Here is a 25524-nt window from a genome sequence, read left to right as displayed (position 1 = left end):
GTGGACGCATCTCGCCTCTAGAGGAGGGGGTCCACGCCTTCACGTTCCGCTTCTGCACGGAAAGCGGACCCACGTGATCTTCTCGCTACATACGAGTCACGCTGGGTCCGCCCGAAACTAGCCGCAGAAAGTCTTATGCGTTTTTAAGAGTCTGCGCGATGGTGGAGGAAAGCAGATCCGCTCGGATAGCCTCCGCCACCTCGGGTTCGGAAAGTACATGGGGCAGGCGTACAACAGGTGTGCCAAGAACGCCTTGCCAAGCCAGGATTTCTTTGGCAGCAACGGCGCCGGGGGCTCGTCCCATGGTGGCGTTCACAATGGGCACGAGCTGCAGGTTAATGCGCTGCGCACTCACAAGATCCTGCGCTACAACGGCATCGATAAGCTCACGGAAGAGCATGGGTGCCACATGCGCGGTAACTGAAACTAAGCCTACGGCTCCTACTGCCATCCAAGGCAGAGTCAAACCATCATCACCACTGTAGTAATGCAAATCTGTGGTTGCCATAACGTCGGTTGCGGCGCCAAAGTCAGCCTTCGCATCCTTAACAGCAACAATATTATCAAGTTCTGCCAGCCGACGGTAGGTGTCGGGGGCAATCGGGATGCTGGCACGCCCCGGAATATCGTAGAGCATGATGGGTGTACTGGTGGCTTTTGCTACAGTGCTAAAGTGCGCGTAAACGCCATGCTGAGTGGGCTTGTTATAGTAGGGAGTCACCACAAGCAAACCGTCAACACCAACCTTTTCGGCGCGACGGGCAAGCTCAATGGTATGCGCGGTGTCGTTCGAGCCCACGCCAGCAACGATAGAGGCACGGTCTCCTACAGCTTCTTTGACGATGGCGAAAACTCGCTCGTTCTCATCATCGGTCATGGTCGAGTATTCTCCTGTGGTGCCACAGACAATCAACCCGTCATGACCATTGTCAATGAGGTATTCCGCCAGGTGTGCAACCTGTTTTTCATCCACAGATCCGTCTTGAGCGAAGGGCGTTACCATCGCCGTGAGCAGACGCCCAAAGGGCGGGTTTACAAAAGTACCGGGGTTCATCACGTTCTCAGCCATACACCCCAGAGTACTATCTTAAGCTATTCTTACGCTACATTAATTTTGCTTTTGTCCCGAAAATTTTCACTTTTTTGTGGAGTTCTGCGTTCTTGAGCTCAAAACGCAACTTCAAGCACTCCTCATGAACACGCATGGACTACCCTAACAGCCACGCTATTTCAGGTCGGTCACACCACGACCGCGGCGTAGAGAAATCGCATTTCGCATAGCGGCGCGGGCACGTTTACGTTCACCGCAGACATCGTACATGCACGAGAGATTAAACCAGGCTTCCCAGCTGTCCGGATGTGCTTCGAGAACATCGGCAAATTTTTCAAGTTCTACTGAAGCGGCCTCACGATCAACCCTTCCGGAAGGACTTCGCGGCAGCGTATCTTCGGGAAGTTTCCCCTGGGCATCAAGCTCCTGGGCCATCCGCTGTATACGCGCACCAAATATCACCTCGCGCACAAGCGCCCACGCACCCACTGCGGGCAAAAGCAATAGTCCCGCCCCGAGCAGAATACCTGCGATATTCCCCGACGCGATGAGCACGACCCCACGCTGTGCCGTAAACAGCAGATACAGCCCCAAGAGCGCCACTGTGAGCGCCGCAAAGATTTTACCTTTACCGCCCGCATCCACCAGCATAAATACTCCGCTAAAAATCAGCACGCCCAGTATTGACGCACGAATACCCAGCGGCAGAGGCAGCAGAAGCACGGTACAGACTAATAAGAGACAGGCAATCGCAACCCATAATCTCAACGATGTCAGCCATGAGGCGCCCCGCACGGGTTTTACCGTTTCTTGTTCAGAGGTCATTGGAGTCGGTATCCGCACGATCTACAGATCCATATACTTATCGAGTCCAACACTCAACCCCGGATGCGCCGCAACCCGCCGAACGCCTAAGAGCACACCGGGCATGAAGGATGCGCGGTCGAAAGAATCGTGGCGAATTGTCAAAAGCTGTCCGGGGTCGCCCAGCAGAATTTCCTGATGCGCAACCATGCCGCGAAGCCGCACCGCATGCACATTAATACCCTCAACTTTACCGCCACGAGACCCCAGAGGATCACTCTCGGTAGCGTCCGGGCTGTTTCCAAGCCCAGCTTCCTCTCGCGCAGCCGCAACTTGACGTGCTGTGTGAGCGGCTGTTCCCGAGGGAGCATCAACCTTATTGGGGTGATGAATCTCGATAATCTCAACCGATTCAAAATACGGTGCCGCCTTAGCCGCAAATTCCGTCGCCAAAATGGATCCCAACGCAAAATTCGGTGCAATCAGCACACCCACCTGCGGGTGCTCATCAAGAAGCTCACGCAAGGATTCCACACGTTCTTCAGTCCAGCCGGTAGTACCCACAACAGCATGCACTCCATGCTCTACGGCAAAACGGACGTTCGTCTCGGTAGCGGTCGGCACGGTCAGATCAACCATAATCTCAGCATTGGTTTCAACGAGCTTTTCAAGAGAGTCTTCACGTCCTAAAGCGGCAACTAATTCAAGATCGGGGGCATCGGTAATAGCTTTGACCGCTTCCGACCCCATACGCCCCGATGCTCCAAGAACCGCCACCCGCCGTATTTTAGCCTGCGTTGCTTCTACCATTCTGTTGCCTCCAAAACTTACGAATAGCCCAGTTATCTCTACCCTATTATCGCATGTGGTGTACAGCACGAATCGAGACACTATGTTGCTTATGTACTACGCCCCATCAACGCTCAAGCACCAGCACAACACCCTTATAGATACCAAAATATCTGGTAACCGCGTTTCTTAAATTTCACAAAACTTCCCGATGGCTCCAAACGTCTCTATCTAACAAATAAACTTTTATACTAGTAAACAGTATTTTTCTTCACTCTTTCATCACCCCGGAGTAACAACACATCATGAAGCAACTTTTTCCGTCCGCGGTCAGCCCCCATGAGGCTAACCGCTCTTTTATGTTGCCCGGGCTCGACGGCCTGAGAGCCATCGCCGTACTCTTGGTAATTGTGTATCATCTCTGGCCTACTTCGGTGCCGGGCGGTATGATCGGGGTCGATATTTTCTTCGTCATCTCGGGATATTTGATTACCGCCCTCTTACTCCGCGAAGGTGCAGTAACCGGGCGTATTAACCTGTTCCTTTTCTGGAAGCGCCGCGCTCGCAGGCTCCTCCCTGCGATCGCGCTACTCATTTTAGTAACCGGACCCATCGCACTAGCAATAGGCGGCGATATACAGGTCAATCTGGGCAGACAACTTACTGGCGCAGGCACATTCTCATCTAACTGGCTCTCTATTTTCAGCGGTAACGACTATTTTGCTCAGACTTCTCCCGAACTTTTCACGAACTTTTGGTCGCTTGCCGTTGAAGAACAGTTCTACCTGTTCTGGCCTATTCTCCTGGTGGCAGCGGGTGTTATCCTCGGCAGACGGTGGAGACGATTCAGCCTCATTATCTTTATAGCTATCATTGCATCCTTAACAAGCGGCACGGTTATGTTGGCGTTTGGAGCGCCCATCAGCCGTATTTACTACGGTACCGATACCCATGTTTACGGTCTGCTTCTAGGCGTTCTACTAGCTTTTTCGATTCCGTGGTCGCTCTATCCACCTCGTGATAAACACGTTATATATCGAGTGGCGCAACCCTTTGGAGCGGTGACTTTCCTGCGTGTAATTCTCAGCTGGCTCTGCTTGGTTGCTCTCATTCCGCTTGCTCTTCTTATGCCTGAGAAGGCGCCGGGCACTATCCCCTGGGGGCTCCTCGGCGCTTCGCTGCTGACTCTTGGAGTTATTCAAGGAATCCTGCCGGATATGCTCGCCGGGGCATCGTCTCTATTACGTTCGGTGTTATCTTTCGGCCCCCTCACCTGGATTGGGCAGCGATCCTACGGACTTTACCTCTGGCACTGGCCGCTTGCCGTTATGGCGCATTATCTTCTGGGCGTGGATCGTTCACCGCTGTGGAACGTCGTTGTTCTGCTGGTTACCGTCATTATTACTGAGCTTTCTTATCGTTACCTTGAAACTCCAGTACGGCGATATGGTTTCCGTAGTTCGTTCGCACAATTTTTTGGAAGAATTCGTTACGGCAGGTATCGTGCTCTACCCATTATTGCTTTAGTGCTTGTGATGGGCGCAGGCTCAGCGACCGCCATCGCAGTACGAACCGCTCCCGAACAAACTAGTGCACAACGCGCCGTTGAAGAAGGCAAAAAGCGCGCCCAAGAACGTTTAAAAGCGCGTGAGGAACAACGAGCACATGCGAGCGCCTCGCCAACAGCAAGTTCGACAGCAGCAAATCCTAGCGCTGCGGCCTCTGCGGTGCCAGATGAATATCCGCAGGTGAATTCTGCTGATGTGACCGTGATCGGCGATTCTGTAGTGCTTTCTGCAGAACCCGATATTTATGATGCGATGCCAGACGCCACGATCGATGCGGCAGAGGGACGCACCATTGTTCAGGCGTTGCCCATGGTTAAATCCTGGTCATCGCAGGGAAAAATTGGGAAAGTTTTAGTACTCTCGGTAACCGCTAACTCGACGCTGATGCCCGGTCAGCTTGAAGAGGTTTTGCGGGCGCTTCCGGCAGACACGAAGTTGGTGCTCGCAACGGGGTACGGTCCGCGAACCCTCACCTGGATTGATTCTTCAAATAATCTGATTCGTGAGTTTACGCAGAAAAATTCTTCCCGCGTCTATATTGCAGACTGGAACGGTGCAATAACGCAGGCGGTGCGGAGCGATCCAAGCCTGATGACTTCGGACGGCGTGCATCCGGAGGTTAAGGGGCAGATGCTCTACGCCCGTATTCTGACGGAGGCGGTTGCTCGGGCACAAAGTTAGGAGGAAGTCGTACGTGTAGTGTATTGGTGGCGTTTTTTAAACCTTTTGAATCCACACGCCTCAAACTACGGGTCAAGAAAATCAAACCGTTGTGATACTGGCAGGTTAGAGGAAGGAGTTTTGAAAGTAATTAAACCTTTCAAGAACTTCACGTACCTGGAGTAGCATCATGTGTACGTCTGCATGACCTGCTAAATCCATTCCACATCGTCAAGACGTCTTCGGGATCCCGCTTTGGCTTGCTTAGTACATTAGTACAACAAAGTAATACTCCCCTGCATATCAGCAAAAGCCTTCCTATCGGCAGGTTTCCACGAATTGCAGCGAAACAAAATGCTGTTTTCACAGCGCTCAACTAGCATTCCGCTATCACCGGTGAAAGACTCTAGTTGCTTTACATCCGTGAGTCCCCGAGGACCAGCTAAATACTCGTTGTACACAAGGATTGATGATTCTTGAGTGGCACCATGAATAGGTATTCGGGCGTAATTCTCGTCGCCCGGTGTCGGGTTCACCTCATCATGAACCAGCCTGATTCTCTCCGATAGCTTTCCGTCTGGATGGGTAAACTTACAGTCATAGGCATTTAATCGTAAAGCTACCTCCCCAGCCGGGTGCGGTGACGTGAACCTTATTTCCAGCTCTTTCGGGACATCCGTGATATCAATCGCTCCAAAAATCTGCAACCCCTCCCACTCAAAATAGAACTCCTTGATGGTTGGGCTGCGGCGCATCATTTCACTGAAGTCTGACATGTGTCTTCCTTCCTATTGACTGAAGGCGTTAGCTGAGATTTATGTCAAAATTCCTTTTTATTGAACGTTTCAACTGCCTCATCACATCGTCCACCGTTTTCCCCCGTCGAACAGATGACCTCAACGAGTCAGAGAAAAATTGCAGACCATCAATATACCCTTCTGAAGCCTCGTAATCAGGACGAGCTATCAACGGCCGATTATATGTAAGTGTCTTCTTCGAGGTTTTCGATGCCACCCAATCCACATCATCCCGATACTTTTGCAAGAATGCACACAGGCAGAAAGCAAAATCACTGGCCAAGCTGAAAAAGGTGCCAGAAATATCATCCATCTCCGGCCCTGTCCTATCTAAGGACTCCCTCCCCAACCGCAACAGCTGTTCTAAATCACGGAGAGTGGGAAATTCTTTGCCGCTCGTGGAGCCTAGATACTCTGCAACATACGCGATCCTTGGCCCTTGATCCTCTTTGAACAGTTTAATGACCTGCCGCAGCTGGGTTCTAGTCATTACGTTGAAGGGCATCGGCTCATGACGCGGCGTAAACCAATCGTAAGCTTGATCAAAATCTTCAAAGTTCATCATGAGTTATAGGTTTTCTCTCTGACATGCTGAAAATACACCAGCGGTGATGTTAGTTGTCTCTTAGAAGGTGATGTCGCTAAAAATCTCTCAGAAAGCTTTCTACCGCTAAGAGCCTTGACGAGCTACCCGCAAGGCATCAAGCATCAGGTGATCCGTGTCGGTCTCCTGTGAGAAGGAGTACTCGTAGAGCAGATAATCCAGGCTTTTATCCTCCGTAAGAGCGTCTTGAGCATACGATAAAGAGGCAGCAAACCGGGCACGGTAGAAAAGCGGTTGCACAATATCATACGGTTTATCGGCGTCGAGCTCCTCAAGGTACATCTCGTCCATGCTCTCTGCCCACTGCTGGAGACGTTCGGCGTGGGAGAATATTTCTTGCTCACGTACTATACGCACAATATCCTCAGCCACCTCAAGCGCTGAAAGGTGCTGCTGTTTCCAGTCAAGCCACGCCAATGCTAAAAGGCTGATAAGTTTCTCACGTTGTGATGCATCTAGACCGCAGATTTGCTGTAGTTCTTCGGCGTAGTCGGGAGGGACAACGATAGTGAACATAGCGGGGTTCCTTTCGCGAATTCTCTCAACCTTAGCACAAGGGTAAAGTGAAACAGGGAGGAATCTCCTCATGAGAAACTCGTGAAAGCTGTACACGATAATCTCTATCATAAAAGCACCGCCCCTATACCCAATATCAAAGGGATTCTATGGAGTCACAGCAGGAAACATCACACGATATATTAGAGTCTCTTCTTCAAGAGCTTGTAGAGCGTGGAGAAGACTTTAGTTTCTACATAAGTCTCTGTCTTCGTCTGCTTGCGCGGTCTCCAAAGCATGGTTGGGATGTTAGGGCTTTTATGCGGGGTTTAGAGCCCGAAGATATGGCAGCTCCACGCGATCCTGCCGAGCTCCGAACAAACCCAAAGTTTCTGGAGAGCGAATGGCTCATGGGCAAATATTCTATCCTTCTAGAAGCTTTCGATGAGGCGGGAACTTCCCATCACATATCCACTGCCGCGCCAAGAGATACGACCCTGGCAGGATACGATCTTCGCATCCTGTGGAAAATCGTCAATGCCCACTACAGCTCGTATTTTGAGCCAGACCCGCGCAGGCGTGTTACCTGTGCGATTGAGGGGCTTGTGGGAAAAGATTATTCGGTTGAAGACCTCACACGTGATCTTCAAGATTACCTTGATCGGCATGCGTGTCTGCTTAAACTACCGGACCTCTGCCGCGAGCTGGCGGATCAGGGTAAAGATCTGGCATTCTTCGCGGACCTTGGTATACGTCTTCTTGAATCCGTCACCTGGCCCGTGGATGATCTGCGTTCCTTCCTTCAGGAAATAGGCTCGGAGGATGTGGTGAATCCAGTCGGTATTCCCAAGCTTGACTGGCATGAGCTGTTTCGCACGTCTGACGATGAGATTTTTGCCGACAGTGAGCGGCTCATGCAGAAGTACAACATTCTCGCGGATACGCTTGGTGAATTGAGCAGCCCCGCATACTCTCAAGTTGATCTTGCTTCCCGCGTCGCCCGCGCCCAGTACGAGCTGTTCTTCGCATGTGAAGGGCAATCCCGCCTCCTGAAGGCTCTGTGGATTCTTTTATCGGAGGACTACACTGCCGATATGCTTTGCACTGATGCGGAAGCATATCTTGCTGCATCGCAAGATAATCGGTAAAAGATCACGACCAGCCCGATTAGGTTGCCAGAAATTCCAGGAGGTCTTGAGCGAAAAGCTCCGGCTCCTCCAGAGCCGCAAAGTGCCCGCCGCGCTCAGGATGTGTAAACCTGACAACATTGAAAAACCGTTCCGCATATTCGCGTGGAGGATTACTGATATCGTGCGGGAAAATCGCGAATGCGGTTGGCACCTCTACCCTACCCTGCTGTATATTCCCGGCGCCCAAAGCCTCCCGATATATCCTTGCGGCAGAGTGCCCGGTATTCGTTACCCAGTACAGCATCGTATTTGCGATGATAGTATCCCATGAAATCCCGTTTTCGCTCCACGCCTGCATTTTCTCCGCCATAAAAGCAGCCAAAAATACTGGTGAATCGGCAAAGCCGTAAGAAACAGTCAAAGGTTTTGTGGAAAGCAGCATATAGTAACCGCCTTCAACCTGCGACCAACGCGCAACCCGGTTCAGATAATCTTGTTCTGCATCCGAAAACGTGCTCCTATCGAGAGAATACTGGTTTGAAAACGGGACATCGGTCAAGTGCAGTTTCAGGATACTCTGCGGATAACTCAACGCCATCTGCTGACCAATTGAGGCTCCCCAATCACCACCGTGTACCACATAGTGCTCATAACCCAACTGTTCCATCAACGTATGGAGCCGTTCGGCAATATCTGCGACAGTATGTTTTTCCAGCTGTTCCGAGAAAGCGAATCCGGGAAGCGAGGGAACAACAACGTTATACCCCGCCTCAACGAGAGGATGAATCACCGGAATATACCGTAAGAAAGAATCGGGCCAGCCGTGAATCAGCAGAACTGTACCAAGATTTTGTGGACTTTGTTCATGAAGAGCGTGCAGCTCTTTGCCCTGTATTGTATAGATGCCATGCCGATACGAGTTCAATATTTTCTGTTGCGCCGCCCAATCGTACTCGGTAAGCCAATAGTCCACGAGATTTTTCATAAACTCGACCGAGATTCCTGCGCTATTCTCCTGTTCATCTAGAACAACAGGAAAACGTGCACCCCGCAAACGGACCTTCAGGTCTTCAAGTACTTCGTGCGATACGTCAATATATAGGTCTCGCATAAGCTTCTTTCCTCCCCCAGTCTTCTCTCTATGAATACCCCATACTCATACAGCATTACATGCCACCGTATAACAAATCCCGCAGGGACATAGACGTTTTCGTCATCAGACACGAGAACGTCTACGCGCTGCGGGGTTTGCGGGAATAATAAAGGGCGTTAGCGCACAATCGTAGTGATCATCTGCTGTTGCCCCAGATACCTGGCAAGGTCGTGCACATCGTCAAGGGTAACCGCACGAATTTTTTCCAATAGCTCATCGGTGCTCGTGAATTTCCCTGAGTCCAGCTCGGCACGTCCCAGTCGAGACATCCGAGAGCCCGAGTCCTCACTGCCCAAAACAGTTGAGCCGGCCAGCTGCCCGCGTACTTTACTAAGTTCTTCCTCAGTAATTCCTGCGGACACCAACTTATCAAACTCATACTGCAAGAGTTCACACACCTGCTCGGTTTTAGCGGGCAGGCACCCTGCGTACATGCCGAAATATCCCGCATCGGAGTAGGCGCCCGAGAACGCAAACGTACTGTACGCCAGCCCGCGTTTTTCGCGAATCTCTTGGAAAAGCCGCGAAGACATGCCCGACCCAAAAGCACTCGACAGCACACTCATCGCGTAGCGGCGCTCATCCCCAGCGATAATACTCGGGCACCCCATCACAATATTGGTCTGTTCAAAGCCCTTCTGCACCTCGTGCAGTTTGGAAAACGGGACAATACCGCTCTCCGTGCGCACACGGCGCGGTACCGGAGCCACACCCTCAGGAAGGTTCCATCCGTAGCGGGTGAGCGCATCCAGCACAAGGTTTACGATGTGCGAGTGCTCCAGCGATCCAGCCGCCGAGATGACGAGGCGATCCGGCGTGTAATACTGCTTGTAATGTTCCCACACAGCATCCCGCGGGACCTGCATAATCTCCTGCGGAGTACCACCGATCGGGCGACCCAGGGGGTTCTGGCCCATAAGCTGTTCCACAAAATTCTCGAAGGCAACGTCCGTAGGATCATCCTGGTCCATGGCAATCTCTTCCAGAATCACCCCGCGCTCCTGCTCCAGATGCTCTGGATCGAGCAAAGCGTTACTCACCATATCAGCCAGAACATCAACCGCCATCGGGGTATCATCGTCAAGTACACGCGCATAATAGCAGGTATGTTCCTTCGCAGTGAGGGCGTTTGATTCGCCTCCCACCGCATCGAATGCCTGGGCAATATCAAAAGCAGTTCGAGACGGAGTTCCTTTAAAGAGCAGATGCTCCAAAAAGTGGGTAGACCCCAACATACCGGGTGCTTCATCCCGGGAGCCGACCCCCACCCAGAATCCGAGGGAAACGCCGCGGGTGCCAGGCATCCGCTCCGTAATCACACGAACGCCGCCGGGCAAAATCGATCGGCGAACTTCATTACCATTTACGCCCTCGTAAACCAGGCGACCGCGTTCATAGTCGAGCTCAGCGGTAATCTCATCGCGCGCAACGGGAAGAGCAATAGGCATCAGTGAATAATCCTTAGCAAACCAAATGTATATAGCGAGCCGTATAAGTCAGAGTAAACGCCAGCCCATCATGAGAACAACCCTCAGGAGTCTCAGGACGAGCTGGCGCTGCTTATCCGACAGAAAAACCAGCAAGTTCCTTAGTCAAGGTGCGGTTTATATCGGGGAGAGTTTCTACTCGGCATCCTCAGCATCAATCACCGGGGAGAGCGAAAGCTTGCCGCGATCGTCAATCTTAGTGATCTCAACCTGCACCTTCTGCCCCACCGAAACAACGTCTTCGGCATCCACCACACGCTTACCACCGTTGAGCTTGCGCATCTCAGAAATATGAAGCAGACCGTCCTTACCGGGGGTAAGCGAAATGAACGCGCCAAAATCGGTCACCTTCACAACGGTACCCAGGTAGCGCTCGCCGACCTCGGGAACCTGCGGGTTCGCGATCGCGTTGATAGCGGTGCGTGCAGCCTCAGCCGAAGGACCGTCGGTTGCACCGATAAAGACAGTACCATCGTCTTCAATCGAAATATCGGCACCGGTATCTTCCTGAATCTGGTTAATCATCTTGCCCTTCGGACCGATGACCTCGCCGATCTTAGCGACCGGAACCTTCACCGAGATAATGCGCGGCGCAAATTCGCTCATCTCATCGGGGGCGTCAATAGCTGCGGTGATCACATCCAAAATGTGCAGACGAGCCTCACGTGCCTGGGTCAGTGCGCCTGCCAGCACAGATGCAGGAATGCCGTCTAGCTTAGTGTCCAGCTGAATAGCAGTCACAAATTCGCTGGTACCGGCGACCTTGAAGTCCATATCGCCTAGGGCATCTTCGGCACCCAGAATATCGGTCAGTGCGGCGTAACGAGTTTCGCCATCAACCTCATCAGAGACAAGACCCATTGCGATACCCGCAACGGGCGCGCGCAGAGGCACACCGGCATTGAGCAGCGACAGGGTCGAAGCGCAGACCGAGCCCATCGACGTGGAGCCGTTCGAGCCCAGAGCCTCAGAGACCTGGCGGATCGCGTAGGGGAATTCCTCGCGTGAGGGCAGCACCGGGGTAAGTGCACGTTCCGCAAGTGCACCGTGACCGATTTCGCGGCGCTTGGGCGAACCAACACGGCCGGTCTCGCCGGTAGAGTACGGCGGGAAGTTGTAGTGGTGAATGTAACGCTTGGACGTGACCGGGTACAGCGAATCGAGCTGCTGTTCCAGCTTGAGCATATTCAAGGTGGTCACGCCCATAATCTGGGTTTCGCCGCGCTCAAAAATCGCCGAACCGTGCACGCGCGGCAGTACTTCAACCTCGGCGGTCAACTGACGAATATCGGTGAGTCCGCGACCATCAATGCGCACCTGTTCAGTGAGGATGCGCTGGCGCACGGTGTGCTTGGTAAGAGCCGCAAACGCCACTGAAACTTCATTAGCGCGCTCCTCAAACTCTTTACCTTCCCCGGTGAGGGCTTCCATCAGCTCGGCTTCAAGCTCAGCGGCAGCGGCTTCACGGTCCTGTTTACCCGCGATGGAGTAAACTTCCACGAGGCGCTCGCCCGCGAAGTCCTTCACGGCGGCGTCAACGTCTTCACCATGCCCGCCGAAGTAGGGAAGCTCCAGATCGGGTTTACCGGCACGCTCAACAAGATCAGCCTGCGCCTTGCACAGAGCAGCAATAAAGGGCTTCGCAGCCTCCAAACCTTCAGCCACGATCTCTTCGGTGGGAGCAGCGTGTCCGTCTTCCTTGATGAGCTTCCAAGAATTATCGGTTGCCTCTGCCTCTACCATCATGATCGCAACGTCTTCACTGCCATCGGCCTTGGTCACGATGCGACCGGCCACAGCCATATCGAATACGGCGTTTTCCAGCTGAGAGTATTTGGGGAAGCACACCCACTGCCCATCAATAAGGGCCATACGCACACCACCGATAGGCCCGCTAAAGGGCGCACCCGATAACGCGGTTGATGCGGATGCTGCATTAATCGCAAAGGTATTGTAAATTTCGTCTGGCTCGATGGTCAGAACGGTGACGACAACCTGCACTTCGTTACGAATACCCTTGGTAAAAGCAGGGCGCAGCGGACGGTCGATTAGACGTGCCGCAAGAATCGCCTCGGTCGGGGGTCGCCCCTCGCGGCGGAAGAACGAACCGGGAATTTTACCGGCGGCGTACATGCGCTCTTCAACGTCTACGGTCAGCGGGAAGAAGTCAAAGCCCTCGCGGGGAGATTTACCAATTGCGGTTGCTGAAAGCAGCGTTGTTTCGTCATCAATCGTGACGAGCACGGATCCTGCCGCTTGTTTGGCGAGACGGCCAGTTTCAAAACGTACATGGCGTTTGCCATGAATACCATTGTCAATTTCTACTTCAGAGAATTGGATTTCGGGACCTTCCACGATTCCTTCTTTCTGTGTTCGTGTGCCCGTCGCCGTTTCCACCCAATCTATCGGCCTTCGATAGGAAACCACGGACGTCGTACCCTGAACCTCTGTTGTACACAGGAGTATTCCGTAATTCGCTACCGAGGACCGCACCGGGGCGTGCCTGGAACGAGCACTCTTTATAAACTGTTTATCTGAAAAATGGACGGGTTTCCGTACATGATAACGCGGGCGCATCCCCCGCCGTGCGACGGAGGATGCGCCCGCTTAGCGTTACCTGCAAGGTACGAAAACCTTAGCGACGCAGACCAAGACGCTCAATGAGCGAACGGTAGCGTTCAATATCAATATCCTTGAGGTAGCCTAGCATATTGCGACGACGACCCACGAGGATCATCAGACCACGACGGGAGTGGTGATCGTGCTTGTGGAACTTCAAATGCTCAGTCAGATCGGAGATTCGACGAGACAGAACTGCAATCTGCACCTCGGGAGAACCAGTGTCACCCTCGTGAGTTGCGTATTCCTTGATGATTTCCTGCTTGATAGCGGGATCCAATGCCACTGTATAACTCCTAGAGTTAGTGCCGCGTAGCTGCCCGTACGACCGTATGTCGCCGGGGTTTTGGGCGTATGCCCCTCACGTCTTCTGCCGCGGACCGCAGACACGCGTTTAACATATTCTACGCTACTTTTACGGATTTTGAAAGATTACCGCCGCAGCACATTCCGTATTTAGGCCTAGCATTTCCGCCCGCAATACCGCATTTATCCATCCTGAGCATCAGACGTGATCGCCAGTTTTGCGTTCTTTGCCAACCGTGGCGCTACCGCTAGGCGATAGTACGCGAGAAGGAAAACACACCATATAGCGCCAACAACAAGAGCCAAACGAGTGTCATCGAAGAATCCGAATAGCACGACGATGAACGCCATAAACGCAAGCGTTATATAGCTGACGACCAGAGGAAGCCGCACGGGCTGCACTTCGTCTTCGCAACCCCCACGTTTATAGGCGATGTGCGCCAGCAGAATCATAACCCACACGAAAACGGTCGCGAATGTTGCCAGCGAAGCGACTACTTCAAAAGCATTCTCGAACGCGATATTCACGATCACGCCCACCGCCATAACCACGATCATCAGAAGAGTCGTCATCCAGGGCGCACCGTTTTTTGCAACCTTGCCGAATGATTTCGGGGCCAGCCCCTGCTTTGCCAGCCCGTACATCATACGCCCGGCACCGTAAACATCGGCATTCATCGCAGACACGGCGGCGGTAATAATAACCACGTTGAGGATTGATCCTGCCGCCGGAATTCCCAGGTTCTCGAAGATCTGCACAAAAGGCGAGTTCTCTTTAGTGACAGAGTACCAAGGGTAGAGCGACATAATGACGGAGAGAGTCAGCACATAGAAGATCAGAATGCGGAACGGCACAGTACGAATAGCCTTAGGAATCGACGTGCGTGGGTTTTCCGCCTCCCCCGCCGCAATACCGATATTCTCAATACCGCCAAAGGCAAACATTACCACGGTAAAACATGCCAGGAAACCAGTAAACCCTTCGGGCATAAAACCACCATCAAGCGCCCACAGATTCGTAACGGACGGCTTCACCGAGGTGTGTGCCTGCACACCAACGAAAAGCAGAATAATTCCGCCCACAATCATGGCGATAATAGCGCTTACCTTGACAATAGTGAACCAAAATTCTGTCTCGCCAAAGGCTTTCACCTTGGCAAGGTTAATGGCGAGCAAAATGAGCAGCACCGATACGATCCAGATCCACGAGGGCGACTGGGGGAACCAGAATTTCATATATACTGCAAATGCTGTCACATCCGCGATGGCAACGAGCGCCATTTCCAGAGCATAGCTCCAGCCGGTGACGAACCCAGCCCAAGGTCCCAGATACCGGGTTGCGTATTCCGAGAATGCGCCAGATACGGGGTGTGCCAGTGCGAGCTCCCCCATAGCGCGCATCACCATGAAAACGGCAGCTCCGCCAATCACATAGGCGAGTAGTACAGCGGGGCCCGCCAGTTGAATAGCGGAGGCGGAGCCGTAAAAGAGTCCGGTGCCGATTGCCGAGCCAAGCGCAATGAACATGATGTGACGCAGGGAGAGTCCGCGCGATAGCTGGGGCGCATCCTCGGTGGAGATAGCGCCATTTGCGGTAGTTGCCGCAGAGTTAGCGTTATTCTTCATTTTTCCTCACCTCGCGGGTTAGCGGTGTAACCTCTCGAAAATCTTGTGTTCTGGTTGGTTCTGCGGTGTGGCTTTTGTTGCCGTATGCCGTGCACCTCCCCCATCGAGGTTGTGGGATGCGCCCAGCGTACTCCCCGTGCATCCTTGCGATTTCTTAGTTGCAGTGAATCGTAACGCAAAAAGACGGCGGGTTTGGCAACGAAGCCAACCCGCCGTCTTGTTGAAGACTATTTCTGTTTACGCTTACGTCCTACGATGAGCGACAACAGAGCGGTTACGCCAGTCACGGTATAGACTGCCGGCCACGCGCCAATTTTCTTGGCGAGTGGATGGGAGTAACCGAAGGCAGAAAGGTAAACGCCGGTGAGGAACGTAGCACGCCCAACTCCAGCTTTACGCTTCCAGTTCTTGAAAGCAATAAAACCCGCAAGACCCAGCACGGCACCACCAAGAGGCCGGTTGCCGGTTGTAGATGCGACCTTGTAACCGCCAAGAAGACCAGCCGCAGAGGCTAAGGTCGGGCAGATTTTCATGGTGCTCTCCTGAGTCACGAGTACGTTATTGCTGTGTTAACCATACGCTATGACGGCTTAAATGTGAATTCTCTCGGAATTTTTCTTGTAATGAGTGTTTCTGTGCAACCGTCTGAGCACTTGGGGCCTGAAGCATTATGGTCTTCTTAAGCAGATCCGTCCACTTAGTCTTCAAGGTTCAACTCAAGAGCGGGTAATTCCTGCTGCGTCCAGAGCTCAGCGGCAATCTGCAGCGCATATCGTGCCGAGCGGGGAGCCACCACATCGACCGAAAGATGAAATTCCTGATCTGCTGCTGGGCCGCATAAATCAGAGATGCAGCGTACCGCCATAAAAGACACATCATAGTTACTGCAGATCTGCGCGATCGCTGTGGTCTCCATATCGGTGCTGAGTGCCGCATCGAAGGCCTCTCGGGTGTCCTTCACGTTGTACTCAGTCACGAATGAGTTACCCGCAAGCATCCGCCCTTGGTGCACCGCCCAGGAACCTTCCTCCTGTGCCGATTTAAGAGCTGAAAGCGCCGCTTCAATCGCCTCTTCCCAGTCCGAGTCACGATCGCCATAGGATACGGGCATCCCAGGAATCTGCCCGCGTTCGTATCCAAAAATAGTTGCGTCGGCATCAGTGTACAGGTAATTTGACCCCAGTACTATATCTCCAACGTTGATGTGCTGCGCAAGACCACCGGCGGTTCCTGCACTGATAACCCCCAAACAGTTAGTCGCGTAATTGATAGCTTCCGTGACGGCGGATGCGGCATTGACTAACCCAATTTTGGAGCGAACCAGCAGAAGGGGAACCTGATCTTCTTCAAGCATAAGATAACGTGGGTAGAATTTTGCTACGCCTTCAGTGAAGGAGGGCTGTGCTTGCTCGGTCGCTGCGAGGAACGGGGCTAGCTCTTCATCCATCGCAACCTGAATGACGATCGCGTTTGAGAAGCTCATCATGAGGTCGTTCAGGTTCTCCAGGTCGGCATACATTTCGTTAAAAATATCCGCCGGCGTAAAGTCTGTGGGGAACATCTGCGCAGCTTCTTCGGAGTGCCCCTGTTCGCCAGAGTGATGCTGTTCGCTCACGCCGCCATCACCTGCTCCCAGTCAGCACGTGCGGCGAGGAATTCACGTGCAGCATTCTGCGCCCCTTCAAGGGTGTGGTTAGCGCCCCAACCGCACTGTATTTCATTCGCGGCGGGCACCTCGGTAGCCGTGAGAATATCTCGTAGAGTCGCTTCCAGGATGGGCAAGAACTCCTGCAGCTCTAGCCCCAGGGTGAGGGCGTAAAACCCAGTTTGGCATCCCATTGGTGAAAAATCGATGAGCTTATCGGTGTGGTTGCGCATGTGCTCGGCGCTCATATGCTCGATCGAATGTACGACGGGCATTTCAAGATGACCCTTGTTAGGCTGAGTGAAGCGGACATCGTATTTGATGAGGGTATCTCCACCGGGCAATTCCTTGCGGTCTGCAATCCGCACATAGGGGGCCACAACGGCACGATGATCAAGGTTGAAAGACTCGACGTTCATTTTTTTCATGCTTATATTCTCTCTTAAGCACCCGCTTCGTCGGAACCCTTCATAAGATACTCTCCCTAAGAGAGTTCCTGCATTCTCATTGCATAAATGCCGCGGAGCTCGGTCTCATGACGCAAGAATACGGCGGCATCGCGTTATTGCAATACCGCCGTATTCCATGTACAGCATGCACTGCTGCACTAGCCCTCTTTATATAAGTGCCAAACAGCTTGATGGTGCATAGCTTTGCTGGAGGATATTACTCTTGGATCCAGTTACCGCCGAAAGCCCAGTATCCGCTGACCGGCACCGCATGCTTATTGGCAGAACTGCTGCACTCTGCAACACGGGGATCTTTGAGTGCGTAAGAGTACTCGCCCACCACACCAACCTGGTCGTTATCTCCAGCCCAACGTTTGGGACCACCATTATAGGTTGGATTGCAGTTGTTCTTGTAGTAGCGCTGATTAATGTACGAGGCGGACATTTCTTGAAGCGAGTAAACACGAATAGTTACTTTAATAATCGTTCCTGCACTTACCGGTCCGAAGTCAAGATAGAGCTGTCCGCGCCAGCGGCTGCCCTCAACTACAGAACGTGCCTGAGAACGGGAGAACGGATAGAACTTGCGGTCCTCATAACAACCGTAAGACCCCGTAGTTTTTGAGGGCATACCATCAATATTTTTGTGGTTGAAACTTCCCCACCCAAAGGTTGCCTGCTTGATAGGTTGAGCGCCTGTAACTTTATACCCAACACCGTTAAATTGAGTATCGAGCACAGCGTTATTCTTTGCATTTTGTTCGCCCACTGGAGTTGCCTGGTTAACCCAGGGGGTCGCCTTAAAACTCCGCAAATCTTCTGTAATGCGGTACGTAAAGGTGAAATCGTGGTAAGGGTTTCTCTCAATGGGTGTATTAACGGCGTAAGGATTACGACCGTTGTCATATGTATCGGCAAACTTATAAGATACACCAGCACCCCCTTGGTTCCCCCAGTCCGCGACGGTAATATTCGGATTACCGTTATCCGAGAATTCATTAGAAACGCTCGTCTCCACAACATTCTGAGTCGCAAGCCATGAACAATCCGGCACGCTGGACGCATATGCGGGTACAGCGGAGGAGGCTATCACAACAGGGGCGGCCCAGGCGGTACCTTTTGCCAATGTGCGCCGAGACAGTGTTTTCGAAGTATTCACAATATTCCTTTGTGCTGAGTAGGTGATTGTTATCCCTGATTTATTATGCAATAAGTCAGAGAGATGCTATCTAGATAGATTATTTTCTACTAAATATTACGCCACTAAAGGCCTAATATTTCTTGCGTGCATCAATAAGCTATCCAGAATTCTTGATTTTTAGTATATCTCATATGTGCGCATATAAAAGAAAAATTACATAATTCTTTCAAAGTAAACAAAAATATTACAATTAAATCCTCAGGGTGCGGTTTATCTATACACTTATACAATTAATATAAAAAATATTTTAAACCTTCACGATAAACATGAAAGTTGCAGAATCAGTTATGTTTTATTTTGGTCTTCATAAGATTACAGACGACAGAAAACGCCAGAGTCTTATTACCTAAGCGTAAGGCCCTTCGGCAAGCACATCGCGCGCCTGCGCAACGTCCTGATTAATCTGTTCGATCAAAGCATCAATGCCACGGTACGCAACCATAGGGCGCAGATGCTTCACAAATTCCACAACCACATGCTGCCCATAAAGGTCAAAGTCCTCAACACGTTCTTGAGGACGGTTAATAACATGCGCCTCAACCTGACGATTTTCAATGCCGTCGAAGGTTGGGTTTGTACCCACGGATATAGCCGCCGGATGCTTTTCACCAGACTCATCGGTCAACCATCCGGCATACACACCATCAACCGGGATAAAACCGCGCGCCTCCAGCTCCAAATTTGCTGTAGGGAACCCCAGTTCACGCCCACGCGCCAAGCCGTGCACGACTTCCCCGTACATCAGGTGCGGACGACCAAGCAGCCGAGCCGCACCTTCCATGTCCCCCGCGTTCAAATATTCGCGAATGCGGGTTGAAGAGCATCGAGTTTTTTCATCGGCCATCAAATCATCAACCACGATGACCTCAAACCCGTATTTCTTCCCCAGTTCGCGCATTGTGTTTAAATCGCCCGAATTCTTGTGCCCAAAACGCACATCATCGCCGATCACAACATAACGTGCACGCAGGGTATCAACAAAGACGGACTTCACAAATTCTTCGGGGCTCTGCTTCGCAAACTCTAGGTCGTAATGCAGCAGTAGGTAGTTCTGCAGGCCGAGCTGGCACATGAAATAACGTCTTGACCCCTGACCCATAATTTCCTGATGCTTCAGCTCAGGATGATGCACCTGCATAGGGTGCGGATCAAACGAAACAGCAACCGAAACGAGCCCGTGCTCATTCGCTACCTCGACAACACGTGAAATAACACGAGCATGACCAATATGCACGCCATCAAAATTGCCGATAGTCACTACGGACGGACAGAAATCCGCTGGAATATCGCTCAACTCGGTATAGAGGATCACGGGCTCTCCTGGTAAGAAATAATGTACCTATACATCCTAAACCAGTCTGAAGACGTATGTAGAATTACCACCCCGATAAACCTGAAGGATTTTCGAGACCCAACGCTAACGAGAGGATTTCCCCTGTTGCGAAGCCTGAAGCATATCCTGCCGAATCTTATTGGACTTATTAATCCAGGCGTACCAAATCAACAGGCATGGAGGAATGACCAGCTCAGTCACCATCAGCACGATCAGCGACCAATGCGGGGTACCGTGGGTAGCCCACGACATAATACGTCCCACGCCGCCTAAGAAAACCACCAAACAGGATATCACCAGCATATTGACCCACTTGAACTTCACTGCGATAACGAGGAATGAGAGCCCCAAACCGAAGTATATTGCGGCGAAAAACGCATAATTTGATTCCAGAGAAGCATTTGCCGCCAGAGCATCATTCTCTGGCACAGCACGGGCGCCAGAGAAGATCTGCCACCCCGCATAGAGCATAACCAAAGCACCGTAAAGTGCGGTCACAGCACGAAAAACCCCTTGGTTCTGAGGCTTGGCGACGTCCTCCACCGTACGCACGGCCGTCGTTTTCTGCGATCCTGCAGGGGCAGTATTTTTTGATCCGCGAGCAGATTTCTGAGCACTGGATTCAGATCCGATTTTCTGTGCAGGCTGTTGAGCCGACGCAGTGCGCGCTTTCTGCGGATACTCCGACTGCGCTGAAATCACCGGCTGCGGCTGAGTTACCGGTTCAGAGGTTGAAAGTGGTTTTTTCTCGGCCTTCTGCGAGTTCTTATCACGAGTCATAGTTCTCTCCTTTTAGTTTTCGCTATCCTCACCGAGAATTCTGCGACCTGTTCGTAGTGCGATGCGCTGCCCGGTACAGCCACCACAACCCCACCACCGGCAGTACCAAGGGGATATACCCATATCCCTGCCCGAAATGCGACCACACGGATGCTAAGGGGAAAAACTGCGGAGCGGCATACGAGAAAATTCCTATGCCAAGGACCCCAAGAAGCTCCACTACGATGGTGATAACCGCAAGCTGCCTAGCACGTTCTCCACGCTTTGCTAAAGAAACAGCAGCAATAGCATAAATAATTGCGGAAAGAAGCGAAAGCAGAATCGCCAAGGGCGCCTCATCAAATTTACGAATCAGCTGATAACACGCGCGAGCGCCCGCCGACAATGTAAAAATCCCGTACACCACAGCGATAACTTTACCCGGACCAGAGGCATGGCCAGCTGAGGAAACAGCATCGGATTTAGAATTGCCTTTTGTGGTGCGGGAACCCCAAGGGTTCAAAGTATTATTCACATCGTGTCCTTCCCAAGGTGTGTGCGCAGAAGGTGTCTCTAGATGCTTGCGTACTTGCTCTATAATTCAGGCTCTGTGCCCCAGCTATGTGGAGTAAAACCTGTGTCTAATAGTAATACCACAGCATATTCATTCGGTGAACCATCACGATGAGCACGGGCCCTGGAACCGCCAGTAACAGAGTCGCCCATCGCGTACGCTCGCTGAGAGAATAGAAGAACGCGCCGGCGGGAATAAGCATGGCAGTAACGAGGTACCCGTAATACTCCAGCCAGTCACCACGAGGTCCCGGTCCCACAGCCTGCATGATGATCGACCCTACCAGGTACACCACTAAAAACGCTTCAAGAACAAGCATCGGACCTTGTGAATAGTCATCGGGTTCATAACCACGGAAATACTGTACCAAAGAGGCCAGGCACGATAACGTACCGAGTACCACAGTAATCCAGAACCACCAGTCCAAACCAGCGATCATAGCCGCTCCCCCGCTTCCCGCGAGAAGTCAATTCCTGCTTCAAATACGAGCACGGGTGCCGCGCATGGGGATCCCCGAAATTTTATATTCTCGATGAGGGCCACCAACGTTCCATCCGGCGCAAATGCGGCAGTTATCCCCTCGGTACTGGCATGCTGAGATTCCGGGCTTTGTGTGCCTAAGACAAGAACATCTGAGCCTTCCTCACTGACTGTAATGCGCCGACCAAATGAAATATCGGTCGCCTCTTGCGTCGAAAGCTGCCGAACGTTGAACAGACGACGTGCCGCCTCCTCAAGAGAAAGTACAGGTAAGTCTAGCGGCCCATCAGCGTTCTCACGCTCCTTCATGAGTTCAGCTAAATCAAACGCCTCACGCTGATACACATTCCCTACACGTATACGGTTCAAAGCACTCAGATGGCCCCCAACGCCCAGGGCTTTACCCACATCACGAGCAAAAGCACGAATATAGGTTCCAGAAGAGCAGGAAACCGTAATATCTACCTCAACAACTGGTACACACACAGGAATATCAAGCCCCTCGGCAACAGTATATAGTCGAGTATCAAGTTTGCTATCGCGCACCTCATGAATAGCGGCCTCATGAATCGTGATCTTTCGGGCGGCAAGTTCAATATCCTCGCCGTCACGAACCCGAGCATAAGAACGCACGCCCTTAACCTTAATCGCCGAAACGGCAGAGGGAACCTGCATAATATCGCCCGTCAAAGATCGTACAGCGTTTTCAATCTTCTTCCGAGTCAGAGCCCTCACAGCCTCCGCGCGAGCAATCCCGGTGAGCTCTCCCTCAGCGTCCTCTGTCAGAGTTGCGGCCCCTAACACCAGGCGAGCCTCATAAGTTTTATCCTGACCAACTAAATACGTCAAAAGCTTTGTCGCTTTATTCAAGCCCAAGACCAATACACCTGTCGCCGCCGGATCAAGAGTACCTGCATGACCAACACGCCGCGTACCGGCAATCCAGCGGATCTTCGAGACTACATCATGGCTCGTCATGCCAGCGGGTTTATCCACCACCAGTAGACCTGACGGTCCACGTTCCCGAGCTTTCGCCACTGTATTAGTCTTCCTCTACTTCAGCCTGCTCAGGTTTCTTGTATGGGTCTGCCTCGCCCGCGTACTGGGCCCCTACGGATGCGGCAGCAAGTTCAGCATCGCGCTCACGGGTTTTCTTTAAGAGGTCTTCGAGGTGGTAAGCGTTAACCGGTACTTCGTCTGGTACGAAGGTGAGGGTTGGCGTCAGACGCGCGGTAATATTTTTTCCCACCTCAGAGCGCAAAATGCCCTTAGCGGATTCCAACGCCTTTTTTGTGTTTTCTTGTTCTTCTTCAGAACCGTATACGGTGTAGTACAGGGTTGCGTGCTGCAGGTCATTCGTGACCCGGGCATCGGTAACCGTCACAAAACCGAGGCGGGGGTCTTTGACCCGGCGTTCAAGCGCCTGCGCCACAATCACCTTAATACGGTCGGCGAGACGGGCTGCACGTGCTGCATCAGCCATAGTTTTCTCCTTGTGGTCAAGTACAGATAGGGAAGCGCCCGCCCCGCATCCCGCACCTTCCGGTACAAAACCGGAACGAAGCGAGATACGAGGAGCGGGCGCGTTTCTGCGGGTCTTAGACGCGCGGCTTCTCGCGCATCTCCCAGGTTTCGATGACGTCGCCTTCCTTGATGTCGTTGAAGGAACCGAGTCCAATACCGCACTCGAAGCCTTCACGTACTTCGGTAGCATCGTCCTTGAAACGACGCAACGACTCGATGGTGAGGTCTTCTGACACCACAACACCGTCACGTACCAGGCGTGCCTTGGAATTACGCTTGATAATGCCGTTCTTGACCATCGAACCTGCGATGTTACCCCACTTGGAGGAACGGAACACTTCGCGGATCTCCGCCGAGCCGAGTTCGACCTCTTCGTATTCGGGTTTGAGCATGCCCTTGACAGCCTGCTCAATTTCCTCAATCGCGCGGTAGATGACCGAGTAGAACTTCATCTCGACGCCCTCGCGGTCTGCAAGCTCAGAGACACGCTCTGCAGGACGAACGTTGAAGCCAATGATCACCGCGTTGTCCACGGTTGCCAAGTTCACATCGTTCTGAGTAATAGCACCTACACCGCGGTGGATGACGCGCAGCTGAACTTCGTCGCCGCCCACATCAATCTTCATGAGCGACTCTTCCAGAGCTTCAACAGCACCGGAGACGTCACCCTTAATAATCAGGTTGAGGGTATCCATCTTGCCCTCAGCCACAGCGGCATCGAAGGATTCGAGGGTTACGCGCTTACGACGCTTCGCGAGCTGTGCGTTACGGTCTGCGGCCTCACGCTTCTCAGCAATCTGGCGTGCGGTGCGTTCTTCTTCGGTCGAGAGGAAGGTATCTCCCGCACGGGGCACGGTCGAAAGACCCAGAACCTGAACGGGACGGGACGGACCGGCTTCTTTCACTGCATGACCGTTCTCGTCGAACATTGCGCGCACGCGACCGTGTGCCACACCGGCGACAATCGCATCGCCCACATGCAGAGTACCGGACTGCACCAAGACGGTGGAGACCGCACCGCGGCCCTTATCCAGATTCGCTTCAATGGCAACGCCACGAGCTTCCTTATTCGGATTAGCGCGCAGTTCCAGAACGTCGGCAGTCAAGGTTACGGCTTCAAGCAGTTCGGTAATGTTTGTGCCATTCCGAGCCGAAACGTTCACAAACATGGTGTCTCCACCGTAATCTTCAGGTACCAGACCGTACTCGGTCAGCTGGCCCTTGACCTTATCGGGCGATGCGCCTTCCTTATCGATCTTGTTGATAGCCACGACGATCGGCACATCAGCCGCCTGAGCGTGGTTCAGCGCCTCAACGGTCTGCGGCATCACGCCGTCATCCGCAGCGACCACAAGAATGGCAACGTCGGTAACCTTCGCGCCGCGGGCACGCATAGCGGTAAACGCCTCGTGACCGGGGGTATCGATAAAGGTAATCGCACGGTCTTCACCTTCGACGGTGGTGTGTACCTGATATGCACCGATGTGCTGGGTAATACCGCCAGCTTCGCCCTCAATGACGTTGGTATTCCGAATAGCGTCCAGCAGTCGAGTTTTACCATGGTCAACGTGACCCATCACAGTCACAACCGGAGGACGCACTTCAAGAACGTCATCGCCTTCCGCCTCTGCTTCGGCTTCAAGGTCGATGTCAAAGGATTCCAAGAGCTCGCGTTCTTCGTCCTCGGGAGACACGATCTTTACGACGTACCCCAACTCGGCGCCCAATAGCTCGAAGGTTTCTTCATCGAGCGACTGGGTTTGAGTAGCCATTTCGCCCAAGTGGAAGAGCACGGTAATCAGCGAAGCCGGGTTAGCGCCAATCTTCTCGGCAAAATCCATAATGGACGCACCGCGACGCAGGCGAACCTCAGTCGAACCATCACCGCGAGGTACTACCACACCACCGGGTGCGGGTGCATTCATCTGCTCGACTTCATTGCGGCGGGCTGCCTTCGACTTACGGTTCTTACGCTTAGAACCGCCACGGCCGAAAGCCCCCTGTGCATTTCCACGGCCACCGGGACCCGGACGCGAAGGACCGCGGTTATAGCCGCCTCCGCCACGACGGTTACCGCCTCCGCCACCACCGGGTGCTCCGGGACCGGAACCGACGTTCGAGACCTTGGACGGCATAATGGACGGGCTAGGACGGTTGCCGCCGCCGGAACGAGGCGCGTGCGAGCGCGACCCCGATGCGGAACGGGGACCGTTGCCCCCACCGCCGGGACGAGGGGCATTATTGCCTGAACGCTGACCGCGGGGTGGACGAGGACCGCCAGAACGCTGTTCGCCACGTTCGGGTCGTTTCATTCCCTGCTGTGAGGAGAAGGGGTTGTTACCCGGACGAGGGCCAGGCTTCGGGCCCGGTTTTGGAGCCGATGCACCAGGTTTCGGTGCGGGCTTTGGAGCAGCAGGTTTCGGAGCCTCTGGACGAGCCATTCCCTGCTGTGAGGAGAAGGGGTTGTTAC

General features: G+C 52.8%; 24 protein-coding genes. 2 read left to right on the top strand and 22 right to left on the bottom strand.

Going from position 1 to position 25524, the window contains the following annotated elements; translation table 11 throughout:
- Positions 1-133: 133 nt before the first annotated feature.
- From dapA to dapB, 3 genes are all read right to left on the bottom strand, one after another.
- The gene (gene dapA / locus HMPREF2625_RS06625; protein WP_013398754.1) at positions 134-1069 is read right to left on the bottom strand and encodes a 4-hydroxy-tetrahydrodipicolinate synthase; all 936 of its coding nucleotides are present in this window, start codon (positions 1067-1069) and stop codon (positions 134-136) included.
- 156 nt (positions 1070-1225) lie between these two features.
- Positions 1226-1876: a hypothetical protein gene (locus HMPREF2625_RS06620; protein ID WP_070523187.1), complete on the bottom strand. Its 651-nt coding sequence runs from the start codon at positions 1874-1876 to the stop codon at positions 1226-1228.
- A gap of 21 nt (positions 1877-1897) precedes the next feature.
- Positions 1898-2665 (bottom strand): 4-hydroxy-tetrahydrodipicolinate reductase, encoded by a 768-nt coding sequence (gene dapB, locus HMPREF2625_RS06615; RefSeq protein ID WP_070523183.1) that lies wholly within the window; start codon positions 2663-2665, stop codon positions 1898-1900.
- A gap of 284 nt (positions 2666-2949) precedes the next feature.
- Between dapB and HMPREF2625_RS06610 the strand changes: the two genes are divergently transcribed.
- Positions 2950-4893, top strand: coding sequence for an acyltransferase family protein (locus HMPREF2625_RS06610; RefSeq protein WP_070523180.1), 1944 nt, complete (start codon positions 2950-2952; stop codon positions 4891-4893).
- A 251-nt stretch (positions 4894-5144) separates the two neighbouring features.
- Here HMPREF2625_RS06610 and HMPREF2625_RS06605 read toward each other — a convergent pair whose 3' ends face one another.
- From HMPREF2625_RS06605 to HMPREF2625_RS06595, 3 genes are all read right to left on the bottom strand, one after another.
- Complete coding sequence (locus HMPREF2625_RS06605) at positions 5145-5648, bottom strand: hypothetical protein (protein ID WP_070523177.1); 504 nt, start codon at positions 5646-5648, stop codon at positions 5145-5147.
- A gap of 28 nt (positions 5649-5676) precedes the next feature.
- Entirely contained in the window at positions 5677-6234 is a 558-nt protein-coding gene (locus HMPREF2625_RS06600; RefSeq protein WP_070523174.1) for a hypothetical protein, read from the bottom strand.
- 105 nt (positions 6235-6339) lie between these two features.
- Positions 6340-6789, bottom strand: a complete 450-nt coding sequence (locus tag HMPREF2625_RS06595) for a hypothetical protein (RefSeq protein WP_246826731.1) — start codon at positions 6787-6789, stop codon at positions 6340-6342.
- Positions 6790-6938: 149 nt separating this feature from the next.
- On the opposite strand from HMPREF2625_RS06595, the gene HMPREF2625_RS06590 reads away from it, so the two are divergent.
- Positions 6939-7916 (top strand): hypothetical protein, encoded by a 978-nt coding sequence (locus HMPREF2625_RS06590; protein WP_070523168.1) that lies wholly within the window; start codon positions 6939-6941, stop codon positions 7914-7916.
- Between the two features lie 19 nt (positions 7917-7935).
- Here the strand turns inward: HMPREF2625_RS06590 and HMPREF2625_RS06585 are convergent, their stop codons facing one another.
- The 16 genes from HMPREF2625_RS06585 to infB all read right to left on the bottom strand — a co-directional run.
- Positions 7936-9009, bottom strand: coding sequence for an epoxide hydrolase family protein (locus HMPREF2625_RS06585; RefSeq protein WP_070523165.1), 1074 nt, complete (start codon positions 9007-9009; stop codon positions 7936-7938).
- A 158-nt stretch (positions 9010-9167) separates the two neighbouring features.
- Positions 9168-10499, bottom strand: a complete 1332-nt coding sequence (locus HMPREF2625_RS06580) for a M16 family metallopeptidase (RefSeq protein WP_070523162.1) — start codon at positions 10497-10499, stop codon at positions 9168-9170.
- A gap of 174 nt (positions 10500-10673) precedes the next feature.
- Positions 10674-12893, bottom strand: coding sequence for a polyribonucleotide nucleotidyltransferase (locus tag HMPREF2625_RS06575; RefSeq protein WP_070523159.1), 2220 nt, complete (start codon positions 12891-12893; stop codon positions 10674-10676).
- A gap of 280 nt (positions 12894-13173) precedes the next feature.
- Positions 13174-13443, bottom strand: a complete 270-nt coding sequence (gene rpsO, locus HMPREF2625_RS06570) for a 30S ribosomal protein S15 (protein ID WP_004006251.1) — start codon at positions 13441-13443, stop codon at positions 13174-13176.
- 203 nt (positions 13444-13646) lie between these two features.
- On the bottom strand, positions 13647-15089 hold the full coding sequence (locus HMPREF2625_RS06565; protein WP_070523156.1) for an amino acid permease: 1443 nt from the start codon (positions 15087-15089) through the stop codon (positions 13647-13649).
- A gap of 227 nt (positions 15090-15316) precedes the next feature.
- Positions 15317-15622 carry a hypothetical protein gene (locus HMPREF2625_RS06560; protein WP_013398741.1) on the bottom strand — a complete coding sequence of 102 codons (306 nt, stop codon included), beginning with the start codon at positions 15620-15622 and terminating at the stop codon, positions 15317-15319.
- Between the two features lie 164 nt (positions 15623-15786).
- The gene (gene mtnN / locus HMPREF2625_RS06555) at positions 15787-16704 is read right to left on the bottom strand and encodes a 5'-methylthioadenosine/S-adenosylhomocysteine nucleosidase (protein WP_013398740.1); all 918 of its coding nucleotides are present in this window, start codon (positions 16702-16704) and stop codon (positions 15787-15789) included.
- Entirely contained in the window at positions 16701-17162 is a 462-nt protein-coding gene (locus HMPREF2625_RS06550; RefSeq protein ID WP_004006247.1) for an S-ribosylhomocysteine lyase, read from the bottom strand. The genes mtnN and HMPREF2625_RS06550 overlap by 4 nt, the downstream gene beginning before the upstream one ends.
- 238 nt (positions 17163-17400) lie before the next feature.
- Entirely contained in the window at positions 17401-18342 is a 942-nt protein-coding gene (locus HMPREF2625_RS06545) for a hypothetical protein (RefSeq protein WP_246826730.1), read from the bottom strand.
- Between the two features lie 388 nt (positions 18343-18730).
- Positions 18731-19696 (bottom strand): bifunctional riboflavin kinase/FAD synthetase, encoded by a 966-nt coding sequence (locus HMPREF2625_RS06540; RefSeq protein ID WP_070523152.1) that lies wholly within the window; start codon positions 19694-19696, stop codon positions 18731-18733.
- Positions 19697-19801: 105 nt separating this feature from the next.
- Positions 19802-20497 (bottom strand): DUF4345 domain-containing protein, encoded by a 696-nt coding sequence (locus HMPREF2625_RS06535; RefSeq protein WP_070523149.1) that lies wholly within the window; start codon positions 20495-20497, stop codon positions 19802-19804.
- A 28-nt stretch (positions 20498-20525) separates the two neighbouring features.
- Complete coding sequence (locus HMPREF2625_RS06530) at positions 20526-21011, bottom strand: hypothetical protein (RefSeq protein ID WP_139044898.1); 486 nt, start codon at positions 21009-21011, stop codon at positions 20526-20528.
- A gap of 106 nt (positions 21012-21117) precedes the next feature.
- Entirely contained in the window at positions 21118-21489 is a 372-nt protein-coding gene (locus HMPREF2625_RS06525) for a hypothetical protein (RefSeq protein ID WP_004006242.1), read from the bottom strand.
- A complete protein-coding gene (gene truB, locus HMPREF2625_RS06520) occupies positions 21486-22568 on the bottom strand; it encodes a tRNA pseudouridine(55) synthase TruB (protein WP_070523146.1) in 1083 nt (360 codons plus the stop codon). The genes HMPREF2625_RS06525 and truB overlap by 4 nt, the downstream gene beginning before the upstream one ends.
- 4 nt (positions 22569-22572) lie before the next feature.
- On the bottom strand, positions 22573-23013 hold the full coding sequence (gene rbfA / locus HMPREF2625_RS06515; RefSeq protein WP_070523144.1) for a 30S ribosome-binding factor RbfA: 441 nt from the start codon (positions 23011-23013) through the stop codon (positions 22573-22575).
- 115 nt (positions 23014-23128) lie between these two features.
- The coding region (gene infB, locus HMPREF2625_RS06510) for a translation initiation factor IF-2 (RefSeq protein WP_070523141.1) at positions 23129-25524 on the bottom strand (2396 nt) is incomplete at its 5' end.

Origin of the sequence: Rothia sp. HMSC064D08 (assembly GCF_001809525.1) — a bacterium.
Lineage (GTDB): Bacteria > Actinomycetota > Actinomycetes > Actinomycetales > Micrococcaceae > Rothia > Rothia dentocariosa.
The sequence above is the reverse complement of the archived record's forward strand: the minus strand, read 5'-3'. Positions and strand labels throughout refer to the sequence as shown.

Bases quoted from the DNA above. Each gene is read 5' to 3' on its own strand.
- dapA (WP_013398754.1), bottom strand. From the start codon at position 1,069: ATGGCTGAGAACGTGATGAACCCCGGTACTTTTGTAAACCCGCCCTTT.
- HMPREF2625_RS06620 (WP_070523187.1), bottom strand. From the start codon at position 1,876: ATGACCTCTGAACAAGAAACGGTAAAACCCGTGCGGGGCGCCTCATGG.
- dapB (WP_070523183.1), bottom strand. From the start codon at position 2,665: ATGGTAGAAGCAACGCAGGCTAAAATACGGCGGGTGGCGGTTCTTGGA.
- HMPREF2625_RS06610 (WP_070523180.1), top strand. From the start codon at position 2,950: ATGAAGCAACTTTTTCCGTCCGCGGTCAGCCCCCATGAGGCTAACCGC.
- HMPREF2625_RS06605 (WP_070523177.1), bottom strand. From the start codon at position 5,648: ATGTCAGACTTCAGTGAAATGATGCGCCGCAGCCCAACCATCAAGGAG.
- HMPREF2625_RS06600 (WP_070523174.1), bottom strand. From the start codon at position 6,234: ATGATGAACTTTGAAGATTTTGATCAAGCTTACGATTGGTTTACGCCG.
- HMPREF2625_RS06595 (WP_246826731.1), bottom strand. From the start codon at position 6,789: ATGTTCACTATCGTTGTCCCTCCCGACTACGCCGAAGAACTACAGCAA.
- HMPREF2625_RS06590 (WP_070523168.1), top strand. From the start codon at position 6,939: ATGGAGTCACAGCAGGAAACATCACACGATATATTAGAGTCTCTTCTT.
- HMPREF2625_RS06585 (WP_070523165.1), bottom strand. From the start codon at position 9,009: ATGCGAGACCTATATATTGACGTATCGCACGAAGTACTTGAAGACCTG.
- HMPREF2625_RS06580 (WP_070523162.1), bottom strand. From the start codon at position 10,499: ATGCCTATTGCTCTTCCCGTTGCGCGCGATGAGATTACCGCTGAGCTC.
- HMPREF2625_RS06565 (WP_070523156.1), bottom strand. From the start codon at position 15,089: ATGAAGAATAACGCTAACTCTGCGGCAACTACCGCAAATGGCGCTATC.
- HMPREF2625_RS06560 (WP_013398741.1), bottom strand. From the start codon at position 15,622: ATGAAAATCTGCCCGACCTTAGCCTCTGCGGCTGGTCTTCTTGGCGGT.
- HMPREF2625_RS06550 (WP_004006247.1), bottom strand. From the start codon at position 17,162: ATGAAAAAAATGAACGTCGAGTCTTTCAACCTTGATCATCGTGCCGTT.
- HMPREF2625_RS06535 (WP_070523149.1), bottom strand. From the start codon at position 20,497: ATGACTCGTGATAAGAACTCGCAGAAGGCCGAGAAAAAACCACTTTCA.
- HMPREF2625_RS06525 (WP_004006242.1), bottom strand. From the start codon at position 21,489: ATGATCGCTGGTTTGGACTGGTGGTTCTGGATTACTGTGGTACTCGGT.
- rbfA (WP_070523144.1), bottom strand. From the start codon at position 23,013: ATGGCTGATGCAGCACGTGCAGCCCGTCTCGCCGACCGTATTAAGGTG.